The organism is Lysinibacillus sp. FSL P2-0066 (genome assembly GCF_037969495.1).
Taxonomy (GTDB): Bacteria; Bacillota; Bacilli; order Bacillales_A; family Planococcaceae; genus Lysinibacillus; species Lysinibacillus boronitolerans.
The window spans coordinates 2,189,906-2,204,572 of record NZ_CP150202.1 but is presented as its reverse complement, the minus strand read 5'-3'; the positions used below and the strand labels follow the sequence as shown (position 1 = coordinate 2,204,572).

16 protein-coding genes are annotated in these 14,667 nt (G+C 36.3%); 4 read left to right on the top strand and 12 right to left on the bottom strand.

Annotated features, from left to right (window positions below):
* The 6 genes from MKZ14_RS10910 to MKZ14_RS10885 all read right to left on the bottom strand — a co-directional run bounded on the left by MKZ14_RS10910 (position 1) and on the right by MKZ14_RS10885 (position 6,104).
* Entirely contained in the window at positions 1-195 is a 195-nt protein-coding gene (locus MKZ14_RS10910; protein ID WP_339280948.1) for a hypothetical protein, read from the bottom strand.
* A gap of 81 nt (positions 196-276) precedes the next feature.
* A complete protein-coding gene (locus MKZ14_RS10905) occupies positions 277-1,038 on the bottom strand; it encodes a hypothetical protein (protein ID WP_339280947.1) in 762 nt (253 codons plus the stop codon).
* Between the two features lie 336 nt (positions 1,039-1,374).
* Positions 1,375-1,545: a helix-turn-helix transcriptional regulator gene (locus tag MKZ14_RS10900; RefSeq protein WP_339280946.1), complete on the bottom strand. Its 171-nt coding sequence runs from the start codon at positions 1,543-1,545 to the stop codon at positions 1,375-1,377.
* Positions 1,546-1,628: 83 nt separating this feature from the next.
* Complete coding sequence (locus MKZ14_RS10895; protein ID WP_339280945.1) at positions 1,629-2,495, bottom strand: DUF5309 family protein; 867 nt, start codon at positions 2,493-2,495, stop codon at positions 1,629-1,631.
* Positions 2,496-2,567: 72 nt separating this feature from the next.
* The gene (locus MKZ14_RS10890; RefSeq protein WP_339280944.1) at positions 2,568-2,990 is read right to left on the bottom strand and encodes a hypothetical protein; all 423 of its coding nucleotides are present in this window, start codon (positions 2,988-2,990) and stop codon (positions 2,568-2,570) included.
* A 2,118-nt stretch (positions 2,991-5,108) separates the two neighbouring features.
* Positions 5,109-6,104: a tyrosine-type recombinase/integrase gene (locus MKZ14_RS10885; protein ID WP_339280943.1), complete on the bottom strand. Its 996-nt coding sequence runs from the start codon at positions 6,102-6,104 to the stop codon at positions 5,109-5,111.
* A gap of 262 nt (positions 6,105-6,366) precedes the next feature.
* Here MKZ14_RS10885 and MKZ14_RS10880 point away from each other — a divergent pair, with 262 nt between their 5' ends.
* Together MKZ14_RS10880 and MKZ14_RS10875 are read left to right on the top strand one after the other, a co-directional pair.
* A complete protein-coding gene (locus MKZ14_RS10880) occupies positions 6,367-7,971 on the top strand; it encodes an ATP-binding cassette domain-containing protein (protein ID WP_036079018.1) in 1,605 nt (534 codons plus the stop codon).
* Between the two features lie 127 nt (positions 7,972-8,098).
* A complete protein-coding gene (locus MKZ14_RS10875; RefSeq protein ID WP_036079017.1) occupies positions 8,099-8,818 on the top strand; it encodes a metallophosphoesterase family protein in 720 nt (239 codons plus the stop codon).
* Between the two features lie 58 nt (positions 8,819-8,876).
* On the opposite strand, the gene MKZ14_RS10870 is transcribed toward MKZ14_RS10875, so the two are convergent.
* The 4 genes from MKZ14_RS10870 to MKZ14_RS10855 all read right to left on the bottom strand — a co-directional run bounded on the left by MKZ14_RS10870 (position 8,877) and on the right by MKZ14_RS10855 (position 12,199).
* Complete coding sequence (locus MKZ14_RS10870) at positions 8,877-9,623, bottom strand: amidohydrolase family protein (RefSeq protein ID WP_036079015.1); 747 nt, start codon at positions 9,621-9,623, stop codon at positions 8,877-8,879.
* A gap of 203 nt (positions 9,624-9,826) precedes the next feature.
* On the bottom strand, positions 9,827-11,062 hold the full coding sequence (fabF, locus tag MKZ14_RS10865) for a beta-ketoacyl-ACP synthase II (protein ID WP_339280942.1): 1,236 nt from the start codon (positions 11,060-11,062) through the stop codon (positions 9,827-9,829).
* 27 nt (positions 11,063-11,089) lie between these two features.
* Positions 11,090-11,647, bottom strand: coding sequence for a TetR/AcrR family transcriptional regulator (locus MKZ14_RS10860; RefSeq protein WP_339280941.1), 558 nt, complete (start codon positions 11,645-11,647; stop codon positions 11,090-11,092).
* 81 nt (positions 11,648-11,728) lie between these two features.
* A complete protein-coding gene (locus MKZ14_RS10855) occupies positions 11,729-12,199 on the bottom strand; it encodes a DinB family protein (protein ID WP_312124388.1) in 471 nt (156 codons plus the stop codon).
* Between the two features lie 171 nt (positions 12,200-12,370).
* Between MKZ14_RS10855 and MKZ14_RS10850 the strand changes: the two genes are divergently transcribed.
* Positions 12,371-13,009 (top strand): hypothetical protein, encoded by a 639-nt coding sequence (locus MKZ14_RS10850; protein ID WP_339280940.1) that lies wholly within the window; start codon positions 12,371-12,373, stop codon positions 13,007-13,009.
* 58 nt (positions 13,010-13,067) lie between these two features.
* Positions 13,068-13,883 carry a serine protease gene (locus MKZ14_RS10845; protein WP_339280939.1) on the top strand — a complete coding sequence of 272 codons (816 nt, stop codon included), beginning with the start codon at positions 13,068-13,070 and terminating at the stop codon, positions 13,881-13,883.
* Positions 13,884-13,942: 59 nt separating this feature from the next.
* On the opposite strand, the gene MKZ14_RS10840 is transcribed toward MKZ14_RS10845, so the two are convergent.
* Both MKZ14_RS10840 and MKZ14_RS10835 read right to left on the bottom strand, forming a co-directional pair.
* On the bottom strand, positions 13,943-14,434 hold the full coding sequence (locus MKZ14_RS10840; protein WP_036079005.1) for a DUF1232 domain-containing protein: 492 nt from the start codon (positions 14,432-14,434) through the stop codon (positions 13,943-13,945).
* Between the two features lie 47 nt (positions 14,435-14,481).
* Entirely contained in the window at positions 14,482-14,610 is a 129-nt protein-coding gene (locus MKZ14_RS10835) for a hypothetical protein (RefSeq protein ID WP_339280938.1), read from the bottom strand.
* Between the last annotated feature and the right edge of the window lie 57 nt (positions 14,611-14,667).

Here is a 14,667-nt window from a genome sequence, read left to right as displayed (position 1 = left end):
TTATTGTGCTTTTGTAATTAATGAATAATCATGTAGCACATCGTAAAACGTTTTATCTCGTTCGTACATAGTAAAGATACGACCATCTTTCAATGATTTAGCCTTTACAATGTAGTTGATATTATTTTCTGCTAAATATCGTGACATATTTGCATCATAGCAATAGTAAAAATTTTTATCGTTTAATTTGCTCATGTTTAATTTCTCCATTTCTTGTTTACATTTTCTATTCTTATAATAATAGTATTTTATTCAATCTGACAGTGTAGCACTAAATTAAGATGCTGCAGGTTTAATTATTTTTTTAATTCTTGAATATGAAACATGTTTTCCAGTAGTCATTGCACACGAAAATACATTTTTATCATGTGTAATGTCTAATTTTAAAGTTATACTTGGGTCATATTCCTGTTTAAACTCTACAACTTGAGTAAATTCACCTTTTGGAAGGATAATTTCATAACCTAGGTGCTTTTCTGCCCAATCTTTATATTCTTTATTGTATGTAAGTATATTGTTTTCAAAAGTTAATTTCTCACCTTTACGCATGTTTGAGATTTCTGCTTTTGAATATTTATTAAGTATGTCTATTAATTCAGTTAAATCTAACTTTTCCAACCATTCATTATGTATACGTTTGAATGCTGGAGCGTAATGTCCTAGGTGGCTACTATCAATTGACAGTAAGAACATCTTACCTTCATCCGTTTTAGGTAGTGGAATATCAAATAAACTATAAATCTGCAACATTGTTGAGAATGCACATTTTTGAGTGTAATTGTCCTTTTGATTGATCTTCATAATCGCATTTACATTAGCACTATTAGGATTTACAAAACTATCCTTATTTAACATTGTTACATGATTATCATAAGTCTTTCTGTTATGTATCATTGCTAAATCTACACCAATATGATTTCTATGCTCTGTATCAATCACATAAATTCCATCTCTAGTTACATATCCATTTTGCTCATACCCAAATACTTGATTTAGTAATGAAATACCACCTTGAGAATCTAAATCATCAGTACCCATTAGCATATGACCTTCTTGTTTTTCTTTACTCCATTGTGGGAACATATCCTTAATATTTTTTTCCATTCATTAGCGATTGCATTAATAACAACCACCTCTACTTCTTGTTTCATCATAATTAAATCTCCTCCTTATATCCTCAAAGCAACGTATATCTAGTATTAGATACAATATACATTGCAATTAAATTAACAATTTATTGATTGTTTTTTTAACTTTTATCATTTTTAATCATATAATCCTATTAAAAATAATTAGAGCGGAATCAAGGAGAAGTAGTTTAAATTAATAACCAACCTTTTCAACTCACTTTCGTTTAATTTTTTGTTTTATCACTTATTCGTTAATAATGTAGTCCTCATACATTTTTTGGTTACGTTCTGTAAAGTTGTATAAATTATTCTCGTATCGACTTAGTAAACTGATACTAATACCCATATGCGCTGATAAATCTTTTAATTTAATTTTTTTACGTTTACGCATTACATATAAATCATCCTTTGACATCCTTATTGCTCCCCCTATATATCCTCAAATTAATAAAAAAGAGGACACCCCAATTAAGGGGAATCCTCCTTGTAAACTATGTACTATTCCGTAACTGTTAAAACTGCTACTGCTTTAGGGCTACCTACCTTCAGAGTATACTCACCTAGAACATGACCTTTCGTATTATCACCTGTTTTTGCTAATGGTGTAAACGTTACAGGACGTAACGCTGCCATATTCACGTATGAGTCATTAAATAAAACAATTTTATCAGCAGGAATATCACGACTTAATACAACGTTGACAATACCGTAGTTAGTATTGATCGTTTCGACTAATAAGCCGAAATTCGTCTCTTTATGCTGATAGGAATATTTGTCCTTGTAGATACCGTCAATTTTGTCTTTTACATCTGCATTAACAAAAGCGTAATATGTTCCACCTGTTAATTTGTTATTCCAAAGTTGACGCATACCGTCTTTAATTAACGCTTCTACATCTGTATTTGATTTAGCATTAGTATTATCTGCCATCTCAATCAAACCGCTCATGTTTCTAATGAAGGGTGTTTTAGAACCATCCTTTTTAAGACCATTAATCAATACTGACTCTAGTTTCATTTTTAATTCTAATAGGCGGTCTGCAATCTCTTCATTAAATTTAGTTGATTGCATTGCTTCAGCACTTCCACTCACGCTTACAGCACGTTTGAAAATTTGTAGAATATTACTTAATTCACGTTTATCAGATTGTTGGAAAGTAACAGTATCAGCACCTTCGATAGCATCTGTTTCACCATCTGTAGCAAGTGATTTTTCCTTCCATGTGTAGACAGTTGACATTGCTGCTTCGACACCTTTTGAAAGCAATAAAGAGGACAGAGGACAATCTTGTACCCCTAGTAATGCTAACTCCTGAGATAGTGAAATTGACTCTGTTGCTGTGAAACCGTTTTGACTTGTAATCATTATTAAATTCCTACTTTCTGTTTGTTATAGTTTTTTTGTATTAAAAAAGGATACGAAAAATTATTCGCACCCTCACTTACCGAAAAATTTACTTAATTTAAATTTGATTGCACCGTTAACATCACCATCATTAATGGCTTGCTCGTATGCCTCTTGCTTGGCTTGTTGCTTAGGTTGGTATGCATTGGCTACTAAAATTTGATTTACTGCATTTTTAAGAAACGCTACTTTATCATCTGTAGTTGTTAAATCAAACAAACCAACAAACTGACTCAATCCCTCAGCATTTAAACTTGCAATAAGATTATTCTTTTCTGCTTGGACTTGCTGTTCTTCTAGTTGTTCTTGCAACTTCTGATTTTCTTCTTGCATCTTAGCAACTCGTTCTTCGAGGGATTCTGTTTCCTCCAGTTTTTCAACTTCTGCTCTTTTTTGAGCATCTACTTTTTCGACTTCCGCAACTTGCTCAATTACTTTTGTTTGTTCCTCTGGCATTAAATTACCTACTTTCTGTTATTTTTTATATATAAATACCCTGTACTTTTAAGTACGTAGCGTATTAATATAGACGTTTAAAATACAATCTAATAGTATTTGTCATCTAACTATTAAACCTTCTTAAATCAATTGGAATTATTTAACCTAGGTTAAATATTTGCTAAAAAAAATAGAGAGTAGAAATTAATCTACCCTCAACAAAGGAAATACTAAATGGCACTAGACAACTAAAGCATAATAAAAACACTCAATCGTATTGATTAAGTGCTTTAGTGTACGCTTTATTATTCTTTCTATCATATATGTATTTAGACTAGATACCTTATAAACTGTTGGGAGAGTAAGTCTAGAGGTGTATGTGCAACGGTGGTTATTTTCTTTTCATATTATATTTAATATATTTTTCTTTTGACATATGTCCAACTTGTATCCACTGTGATAAATACCATACAACTACTTCACACTTAACTTGTCGCATTCTTCCTATAGGTGACACTAAGAATATTGTTATATCAACGTTTATAGATACTTTTGCGAAGGTTTTCATGCAAAAATGACGTTTTTTATTCCTTTAGAGAACATTCTCTAAAAACGTCTATGAACGTTGATAGGACGCTATCTATAATGGTTTCATGAAAATGAAATTTTAGAAGAATGTTGATGTACCAAGGGTTCGTGGCGTTTCTAAAACGGTAAAGTTTATTTATTTTTATTCCTTTAACGAATATTTTTGAAAAACACTCACAAACGTTGATGTGGCGCTATTTATAACACTTAATACTCATTCAAATTTGAACATGTTGTTGATATATCAATAGTTAAGAGAGTTTCTAAACTTGGACATATTTCTTTTCTTTATCCACTGTGATAAATACGCTATTCTGTTCTAGCACGCAAAACATGCTTATTTTTCTTCTCTATCATATATACGAAATGTTATCGACGCTTGTAACCATTGGGAGAGTAAGGATTGCGCTACGCTTCTGAATATACACATATCCTTCCTATACGGAACTTTGAAAACATTATCATATCAACGTTCATGGATACTTTTACCGCAATTTTTATGCAAAAATGACAGTTTTTTCTTCCTTTGTAGACAATTCTTGAAAAACGCTAACAAACGTTGATATGACGCTGTTTGTAGCACATCATACTCTTTCAAATATGACTACATTGTTGGTGTATCAATGGTTTGTAGTGTTTCTATTTTCCTAACTTGTATTCATTGTGATAAATAAGTTTCTAATTAGGTAGTCTATCCACTGTGATAAATACCATTATAGATGCTTAGATTTTTTCTCTATCATATATACCAATTGTCATCGACTCTTGTAACACTAGGGAGAGTAAGTGTCAAGAGGTGTGTCTGCTTTTGGACATTCTACTTTTTGCTTTTGACAACCCCCAATTTTCAAGCATCTCATATTTAATTAATTCCAATTGATTTAAGACGTCATATATTCTCTCCATACAATTTATCTAGTTACTCTATAACTCTAGTATATTTAATTGCTATCAATATTATTTAACGCTTGACAACTGAACCCCATTACACCAGAATGGCTGCTGCTCTAGGAAATATTCGCAAAGTAGTTACCTTATATCTAGCAAACTATTAAAAGTAAGTTAGACATAAAGTAACTACCAATTACACCGTCATGTCGTGTCTGAGGTTTCTAATCGTCTTATTCTGTAGCAGATTTTCATCTGTCACATCCTCATACAATTACAGTCCTGTATGTGCTATTTGCAATTAAATATAGCGTGAATGTGATTACCCATGCCGTAACATGCCCGTAATCCCCCTAGCCCTTTATGGTGGCTCTCACCAATTCATCACACCCTGAACAAGAAAAGAGTTTTGCTGTGATATAGTCGTTTTTGTGCAATGGTACGACAAACCTGTCCAGTTTTGTTTAACGTCCTGTTAGTGGGCAACCAAGACGGAACGAACCTATTTTTGAGAATAGGAAACTAGACCTTTGCATTTTAACTTTTTTTGAAGTAAAATGAAGGCATATAATCGCTCATATTTAGTTGTATTGGCTGCTGCTAAATGAGTATGGAGGGGTTAGTGCTGGAACACTTCCCCTCTTTTTATTTTGCTTAAAATCATAAATATTTACGTAAAGTATCCGCTACTTCATCAACATTTACTTCTAAATAACGTTCAGTAACTACTAAGGAACTATGCCCCAAAGCCTTACTTATAACCGCTATATTTACCCCTTTTCGATTTAAATTCGTTGCATAAGTTCTTCGAATATTGTGTGGTTTTACCGATTTAAGACCATATTTTTTAGCGTAATGATAAAGGCGTTTAGATATTGCGTTATTATGAGCATAGGAATTTAAAGTTGATTTTCCTGATTTCGTGATAAACACGTAGTCATTCTTCTCTTTGTAACGTTTTCGTACTTCTTCATTTTGTTGAATTAATCTTTTTAATAATGCTAACAATTCATCATCCAGTGGTAACTTTAAAACCCTGTGATTCTTCATTATATCTCCCGAAAGCACTAGCATTTTTTCACTAAAATGAATATGCTCTTCTTTTAAACTTGCCAAGGTATTTATTCTGATCCCTGTTCTATAAAGTAAAAGCACAACAACCAAATCCCTAAAACCTATGAAGTTGGTTGCATCAATTACTGATAACAAAATCTCTAATTCCTTTTCTTGTGCTGCTTGTTTGACTTTTTTATCAACTTTAATTTTAATGTCCTTCCAAAATTTATTACCTTTAATCCAACCATTATCATAAAACCTTGTTAAAACTGCCGATACAAATCTAAATCTGTTTGCTTGAGTTACTTTATCTAAATGATTAAGTGATTCTAACCAATCCATGAATCCTTCTTTATTGATATCATCTACTGTTTTAAGATTTAAAAACTCAACGTATTTCTGCATAGTGTGATTGTATACAAGCAAAGTTTTGTGTCTTAGTCCTTGTAATTTCATTTGTTGATTTACTATTTCGATGGCTTGTTCAATTAAAATAGAATCAGTCTTTTGAATGGTATCCTTCTTTTCAGATAATGAGGGTTTTAAATTTGGCTTAAAAACAACATCATCCATTCTCAATTCCTTTACTTTTCTAGGCATGAGACATCTCCCCTTTGTGGAAAATTAAAAGGTAATAAATTAGGGATAAATTTATTTTATTTACTTACCTGTTTTTCTCCCTACAAACGATTAAATACACACATAATAACCGTTCATATTTTTCCAATTTCACCCTCAACTCTCTTGTTTCGCTTAAGCATCCTTCTTTCACCGACGCCAAACCTTGATTTAATAATGTTTATAGACTATGGAACATATTTCATGCTATACTAGAGCCATTGTGAAAAAAGGAGGAACTTGCATGATTCAAGTTAGTAATGTAGGTCTTCGCTATGGCGATCGTAAACTATTTGAAGACGTAAATATAAAATTCACACCAGGCAATTGCTACGGTTTAATTGGGGCAAATGGTGCTGGTAAATCAACATTTTTAAAAATCCTTTCTGGTGAAATTGAAGCGCAAGAAGGCAATGTATCGATGGGTAAGGACGAACGTTTATCTGTTCTGAAACAAAACCACTTCGAATACGATGAGCATACAGTGCTCGACACAGTTATTATGGGGAATAAACGCCTTTATGACGTGAAAACAGAAAAAGACGCTATCTATGCAAAGGAAGACTTCTCAGATGAGGATGGCATGCGTGCTGCAGAGTTAGAAGGTGAATTTGCAGAGCTAAACGGTTGGGAAGCTGATTCAGAAGCAGCTACACTATTGAACGGTTTAGGTATCTCAGATGATCTTCATTACATGCTAATGGGCGATCTTGAAGGTTCTGACAAAGTTAAAGTATTACTTGCACAGGCCCTTTTTGGTCAGCCTGATGTGCTATTACTCGATGAGCCTACCAACCACCTTGACTTAAAGGCAATTCAATGGCTGGAAGAGTTCCTGATTAACTTTGAGAATACAGTTATTGTTGTATCCCATGACCGTCACTTCTTAAACAAAGTATGTACACATATTGCGGATTTGGACTTCTCTAAAATCCAATTATATGTAGGGAACTATGATTTCTGGTATGAGTCTTCTCAATTAGCGCAAAAAATGGCACAAGACCAAAATGCGAAAAAAGAAGAGAAAATTAAAGAACTACAGGCGTTCATCGCACGTTTCTCTGCGAATGCTTCTAAATCAAAGCAAGCAACATCTCGTAAAAAAATGCTGGATAAAATTGAGCTGGATGATATTAAGCCATCAAGCCGTAAATATCCATTCATCAACTTCCAAATCGGCCGTGAAATCGGTAACGATGTCCTAACAGTAGACGGCCTAACGGCAAGTCATGAAGGCGAAACACTATTCAAGGACATTCGCTTCTCGATGAACAAAGAAGATAAAATTGTTTTACTTGGTAGCCCAATGGCGAAAACAGCACTTCTAGATATTTTAATGGAAGAAAAAGAAGCAGATGCTGGCACATTTAAATGGGGTGTAACGACATCTCAAAGCTACTTCGAAAACGATCATGACAAGTACTTCGAAGGTTCTGAAAAAACATTAGTAGAATGGCTACGCCAATATTCTCCAGACGATGAAACAGAAAGCTTCCTACGTGGTTTCCTAGGACGTATGCTGTTCTCTGGTGAAGAAGTGAAGAAATCCCCTGCTGTTCTATCAGGGGGCGAAAAGGTACGTTGTATGCTATCAAAAATGATGCTTGCAACAGCAAACGTTATTTTATTAGATGAGCCAACGAACCACCTTGACCTTGAATCTATTCAAGCATTGAACGAAGGCTTAATTCGTTTCAAAGGCGCAATGATTTTCACATCTCATGACCATCAATTCATCCAAACAATTGCTAACCGTGTCATCGAAATCCGTGAAGACGGTACTATTTTAGATAAGCAATTAACATATGATGAATTCTTAGAGTGGAAAGATAGCCAAGGCTTAAGCTAAGCTTTACAAAAATCCTCTACCAACAGTGGTAGAGGATTTTTTTGTCTTTTGCGTTTATATGGTTTATAAAGGTATTAAAGGATTTTTATAGAATGATAGAGTATAGCATTGATGAGGGGGAAACGTTGTGAAAAAAATTGCCATTATATCAGATATTCATGGAAATAAAACGGCATTAGAGGCCGTGTTAGCAGACATTCGTTTAAGAAAAATTGACAGAATTTTTTGTTTAGGTGATTTAATTGGCAAGGGTCCTCAAGGATCTGCATGTATAGAGCTCATCCAACAGAATTGTGAGCAAGTCGTTCGAGGCAATTGGGATGTATTTATTCAATCCCCTACTGACAATGATTTTCTACAATGGTTTAAAGATCGATTAACAACAAAAGACTATCAGTATCTCGGGTCATTACCCTTTCATATTGATCTTGAATTAAATGACCAGCTTATTAGATTTTTCCATGCATCCCCAAGAAGCGAGTTTGAACGTATCTTACCGAGTCATCCACTTGAAAAGCGTTTATCTATGTTTGAGAATAATGCAGTAACCAATTCAATCCATTACAAGAAACAACCTGATATTGTGTTCTATGGTGATATCCATACAACTTTTTTACATACATATAAACAAGGAATTCTTTGTAATGTTGGGAGTGTTGGTAATTCACTTGACTTAACTTCCGCTTCCTATGCCATCCTAGATGGAACACAGTCCAATAATGCCATCCAATTTATTAGAGTAGCATATGACCGTGAGGCTGAGCTAATGATCGCAAAAGAGCTGGGTATGCCTCAATTAGACCAGTATTATAAGGAAATTATGTTTGCCAACTATCGAAATGCTTAGTACCGTCACAATCAAAAAAGAATCCATTTTGATGTCAAAATGGATTCTTTTCTCCTATTCAACGTTGGAAATACCATTGTAGCGCATTCTCATAGAGGATTTTATCAGCAGCCTGTTGATCAAAAAGCTGTTGAATCAATTCAACATCCGCATTGTTAAAAGGTCGTTTGGCTCTTGTGGATGGCAAATCTGTTCCAAACATAAGCGCATCTGGATTAACATGATAAATCGCTTGTAACGCATGCTGCACATCTAGCTCTACACGACCAAAGCCAGTCGCCTTGACACGTATACCCTTATCAACAAGCTTTAATAGATGTGGTAGCCCTTCTTCCGACAGCCCTAAATGATCGATGGAGATGGCTGGTAATGCTTCAATTGTCGAGGCTATCTCGGGTAATTCCTTCGCATCGATATATAATTCACTATGCCAGCCCACCAAATCATAAACCCGTCGTGCAAAGGTATCTAGCTGTGATAAATCCTCTGAGCCACCTCGTTTTATATTAAAGCGTAATGCCCGTACCCCATTGTTATGTAAATGCACAATTTCATCATCCGTGACCGTATTAGGTAATTGCGTTACCCCACAAAACGTGGGACCCAGTTGTTTCAATGCTTTTAAAAGATAGGCTTGGTCAAATCCTTGAAAAGATCCTGATACAATGGCGCCTCCCGCTATCTGAAGATTCACTGTATCCTTTTGATAATCCGCTACTATATAGCTTGGTGGTGTATATCCTTGATTTTCGATAATCGGAAAATTAAAGTCAATGATATGAAAATGTGCATCAAAGATTCGCATTATCCATCCCCCTTTTTCCTTTGAATTTACCATACTCTAAATATAAGTTATAATACGAATTTCTAGCCATTTGTCATAAAGAAAACTTATTGACTTGCCATAGCTTATGTTCCTTCTTCTCTTTTCAAGTTGATAGAACAAGCGTAAAAAAATGGTATGAACAATCAAATTCATACCACTCTTTTTATCTAATAGCGAATGCCTTATTCCTCAAATTTTTTAAATGCTAGCACAGCATTATGACCACCAAAGCCAAACCCATTGGATAGCGCAAAGTTAACGTCTTGATGAAGCACCTCATTAGGAACATAGTTTAAATCACACTCGGGATCTGGTGTTTCATAATTGATTGTTGGTGGAATAATGCCATCCATTATACTTTTCAATGTAATAATGGCTTCAATTCCACCAGCCGCGCCAAATAGATGTCCTGTCATTGACTTTGTGGAGCTGACCTTTAGTTGATAGGCATGGTCACCAAAAACGTATTTAATCGCCTTCGTTTCAGATTTATCTCCCTCTGGTGTGCTTGTACCATGTGCATTGATATAATCGATAGCTACCCGATCGATAGCTGCCATTTTTAATGCCAGCTTCATGGCATTGGCGGCACCTGTAAAATCAGGTGCTGTAATATGATAAGCATCTGTTGTCACACCATAGCCAACAATCTCACCGAGAATTGTAGCGCCCCTTTGTTTGGCGTGTTCATACTCCTCTAGGAATACGATGCCAGCTCCTTCAGACATGACAAAGCCATCGCGCTCGCTATCGAATGGTCGACTGGCCTTTGTTGGCTCATCATTTCTAGTGGACATGGCTTTCATGCGTGAGAATCCTGCAAAGCTAAGTGGATTGATCGGTGCCTCCGCTCCGCCAGCTAAAATGCCATCCGCATAGCCATGTCGAATCGCTAAGAAAGCTTCTCCAATCGCTTGGTTTCCTGTCGCACAGGCTGAAACAGGTGAAAAGCTTGGTCCTTTAAAGCCCGTTTTAATTGCTAGTATTCCTGCAGCCATATTGCTTATCATCATTGGCACCATAAATGGTGACACCTTCCTAGGCCCTTGATTGAGCATCGCTTGATGATTTTCTAAAATCGTTTCAATGCCCCCAATGCCAGAGCCAATGTAAACGCCTAAACGCTCCTTATCTACCTGCTCCATATTTAAATTGGCTTGTGTCAGAGCTTGTTGGGCAGCGGCAACAGCATATTGCACAAAAAGATCGTACTTACTGATTTCTTTTTTATCCATATACTGCGTTGCATCGAAATCCGTACTCGTCCCAGCAATTTGCGTATGAATGCCGCTGAATGCCTCCCCTTGAATTTTTTGAATCCCTGATTTTCCTGCTTTAATATTCTCCCATAAGGCTGATACCGAATTACCTAACGGGGAAACAACACCATAGCCAGTCACAACGACTCTTCGTACCATGCACATCGCTCCTTTTCGTTTCATGTCTTACTTTAACAGTTCCTTTAATTGCTCCAGCATCTTTAAAAAGAATGCTTCTCCTACAACACGTTTATATTGTAATGCCCCTTTCGTACTCGAAATAAGTAATATAGCGAGAGCCTCCAAATCATTAGTAGCTTGGAGTGCGCCCTGTTGTTTTGCTTCTTTCAATAGCTCAACAAAGACATCGATTTCCATTTGACTAAGCTGCTGAAGCTTATCTTGCATTGGTTGCGGTAATTCTTGATAATCTGCCTGCAACGCTGAGATAGGACAAATGCCATCTTGCTCAAGAAATTTTATGCGTTGCATAATAAAGGCAAACGGCTTTTCCTCAGCTGGCATAGTGGACTCCTTTATCAATGTAAAAGTTCTCTCTAACCCTTGTTGAATTCTTTCGCAAACAGCAATCCCTAAATCTCCCTTCTTCTCGAAATGATAGTGAATACTGGCCTTCGTGACGCCAAGCTCCTTTGCTAAATGCTCATAACTAAATGATGTGAATCCTTTTTCCTGAATATTCTTCAATGTTAACTCTATAATTTCCATTTTTCTATTTGTCATGGCTTTATACTAACTTACTAGTAGGTAAGTGTCAATTTAAAAAAATGCAGCAGATAAACTATTTATCCGCCGCTCACGTGATTATTGCATTTCCTTTGTTGGCCCCATCACGCCAGGTACTGGTAAACCTGCTTGACGTAGCAGAACCGTCATTTGTCCACGATGATGTGTTTGATGATCGATTAATACACGTAATATAGCCCCTTTTGGCATTGGCGCAGTAAAGCCATTTACAACCTCTAATAAATCTTCATTAGCAAGCTTAGCCACTTCCTCTTTAATACCTCTTGCTACGTTTTCATAGGCTGTCACGATCTCAGCCGCAGTCGTTGGCACAGGATCTTCTTGACGAATCGACGGCACCTTTAAACCTGCAAGATAGCTAAAATAACCTGCTGCTCCAACTAAATGCCAGCCTAACCAGCCAAGTGTACTGTGACCCTCTACAATACTTTGATCTAGCTTATCATCTGTTAAAGCCTGTAATACCTGCAGTGTTCCGTTTGATGCATTGGACCATTCTTGTAAGAAATCATCTACTTGTCTATACATGTCTTTGCCCCCCATTTTTTAATTTCAATTCTATCATAGATAATTTTCCATGCTGTTACAAGTTTCTATTATTTAGTTTACATAATAATATTATTGCATTAATATCTCATTTCATTCGTATAACACTTCTCGTTCACGTATAATAAAAGAAAATAGCGAAGGAGTTTGCCTATGAGATACCCTGTTCTAGTACTTTCTGTAGCATTTTTACTTGCTGGCTGTCGTGAAGAAGTCCAGGAAGGGTCGGTGCCATCACCAACTCCGGCTGTGGAGGACAAGCAAACAGTAGAACAAGATCACACGTCACTTCTCTCCTATTTTCCACCTGATGGATCTGTTGCTTCTTTTCAAGGGGAAGGAAATGAATTTGCCAGCTTCACACTAAAAACTACCTATCTCGATACACAGCATATCGTACAAATAGAGGATAATGGTGGAGTGACACTATTAAAAATCTATCGCATAACGGATACAAGTATTGATCTTGTCTATCGAGAACCTGTTGACAGTAATCCAAGCATGCCAAGTACAGCTGAGGCAGCTTCTTATCCTGTAATGGAAACCATACTTCAAAAGCCATTGCAAGTCGGGACAAGCTTTCAAGGTTGGACCATTGAATCAACTTCTGCTACTGTTGATACTGGTACAACGGTCTATCGAGATGTCATCCAGCTAAGTCGCTCTGAAGAACAAATGACCACAACCAAATATTTTGCAAAGAACATTGGTCTAATTCGAAAAGAGGATAGGATGGAAACAGAGCAAGATGAGCCATTTGTTGTGACATCAACCTTGCAAAAAATAGAATAATTGAAAGAAAACAGGCGTCCTGCTTGGGCGTCTGTTTTTTAGCAAAGGGGGCCAATCAATGAGTGATATACATAATGCAACACCAAAGCAAGATGAATTAACGGAAGAAGAATTTATTGAACTTGTACTTGAGGAACAGCAAAAAGCATTGGCACAAGCGAGAGAAGAACGCATTCATGGAAAAAAGCCCAAAAAACAAAAGCCTCTTGTACGCTGGATTGTGTGGGGTATGGCCCTGGTGCTGTTTTTCAATACCTTTGCCCTCATTTTTCAAATCTACTCCATACCTGCGCTTGAATTTATCAAGGTTTCAACGCGGCTCTCTGCACAAGAAGAGATACAAACCTATAAAAAGGCAGTCGTAGAAATTTCAACAGGCTCCAGTAAAGGCACTGGATTTGCCATCTCACCAGATGGTCTGATTGTCACCAACGCCCATGTAGTAGAACATGCCACAACATTATCAGTCGTCTTTCCTGATGAGGGATTGATGGAGGCAACATTAATCGAGAGCTATCCAGCTGTAGATTTAGCCTTCGTCCAGGTGCAAGCCGAGCAACTGCCCTATCTACCTCTTGCAGAAGATCCACCTTACACGGTTAATGAACATGTCTATTTTATTGGAAATCCACTTGCATTCACCGGCATTGCTAATGAAGGAACCTTGCTAGAATCCATTCAATTAGAAGATTGGCAGGAGCCAGTTAGGATGCTAAAAGCTCCTGTTTATCGTGGCAATAGTGGTAGCCCTGTAATCGATCAACATGGTGAGGTCATTGGGATTATCTTTGCCACGATGAAATATGAGCCCATTGGTCGCGTTGGCCTATTTGTACCTGTACAACAGCTCCGTAATTTATTAGAGAAGCAATAAAAAAGAACCTGCTGATGACAGGTTCTTTTTTTGGGGTATCTTAAGTTTACATAATAATATTATTTGTCTTTACTTTCTTGCTTAACAAACTGAGCAATTGGCGATTTTACAGGAATTTTACTGACAACCTCATCACTCACTTCTGCTACCTTTTGTAGCACATGTAAGAGCTTGTCATCCCCTGTCCAATGCTTTTCCACTACATCTGGGCCCAACTTATTAATAATCGTATTTATTACAAAAGTTGCTAGTACAACATCATCTAAATAGCCACCAAAGCCTAGCAGTCCTTCTGGCATTAAATCCATTGGCAATACAAAATACGCAATGGATGCCCCAATTAATGCACGACTCTTCTTATCCACACCCGCATCGGTTACGGTTTTAATTAATAAATGAAATAAATCAGGCACAAACATTAAATATGGTGTAAACTTATTACTTTTTCCCTTTTTCGATCCAAGAAACGCTACTAATTTTGTACGTAGTTTCTGATAAAAATCTTGCTGCTCCTGTTCATCAGGTAATTTTTCTTCATTATTCACATTCATCTGCCTCCTTCATTACAAGTGATGCGGTATTTTGGCGGTACTAATCTTCATTTTATGGGGTTAGCTGCTACTTTTGTGTAGCTATCCATTACTTTCGTATGGCTATCTGCTACTTTTATAGCGCTATCCGCTACTTTGGCAATGCTATCCTTCACTTTTGCAAGTCTATCCGCCACTACTATATATTTAACCTAAAATAGGATTTGTAATCCTTAAACTTACAAATGATACAA

Bases quoted from the DNA above. Each gene is read 5' to 3' on its own strand.
- MKZ14_RS10910 (WP_339280948.1), bottom strand. From the start codon at position 195: ATGAGCAAATTAAACGATAAAAATTTTTACTATTGCTATGATGCAAAT.
- MKZ14_RS10905 (WP_339280947.1), bottom strand. From the start codon at position 1,038: ATGGGTACTGATGATTTAGATTCTCAAGGTGGTATTTCATTACTAAAT.
- MKZ14_RS10900 (WP_339280946.1), bottom strand. From the start codon at position 1,545: ATGTCAAAGGATGATTTATATGTAATGCGTAAACGTAAAAAAATTAAA.
- MKZ14_RS10895 (WP_339280945.1), bottom strand. From the start codon at position 2,495: ATGATTACAAGTCAAAACGGTTTCACAGCAACAGAGTCAATTTCACTA.
- MKZ14_RS10890 (WP_339280944.1), bottom strand. From the start codon at position 2,990: ATGCCAGAGGAACAAACAAAAGTAATTGAGCAAGTTGCGGAAGTCGAA.
- MKZ14_RS10885 (WP_339280943.1), bottom strand. From the start codon at position 6,104: ATGCCTAGAAAAGTAAAGGAATTGAGAATGGATGATGTTGTTTTTAAG.
- MKZ14_RS10880 (WP_036079018.1), top strand. From the start codon at position 6,367: ATGATTCAAGTTAGTAATGTAGGTCTTCGCTATGGCGATCGTAAACTA.
- MKZ14_RS10870 (WP_036079015.1), bottom strand. From the start codon at position 9,623: ATGCGAATCTTTGATGCACATTTTCATATCATTGACTTTAATTTTCCG.
- fabF (WP_339280942.1), bottom strand. From the start codon at position 11,062: ATGGTACGAAGAGTCGTTGTGACTGGCTATGGTGTTGTTTCCCCGTTA.
- MKZ14_RS10860 (WP_339280941.1), bottom strand. From the start codon at position 11,647: ATGACAAATAGAAAAATGGAAATTATAGAGTTAACATTGAAGAATATT.
- MKZ14_RS10855 (WP_312124388.1), bottom strand. From the start codon at position 12,199: ATGTATAGACAAGTAGATGATTTCTTACAAGAATGGTCCAATGCATCA.
- MKZ14_RS10850 (WP_339280940.1), top strand. From the start codon at position 12,371: ATGAGATACCCTGTTCTAGTACTTTCTGTAGCATTTTTACTTGCTGGC.
- MKZ14_RS10845 (WP_339280939.1), top strand. From the start codon at position 13,068: ATGAGTGATATACATAATGCAACACCAAAGCAAGATGAATTAACGGAA.
- MKZ14_RS10840 (WP_036079005.1), bottom strand. From the start codon at position 14,434: ATGAATGTGAATAATGAAGAAAAATTACCTGATGAACAGGAGCAGCAA.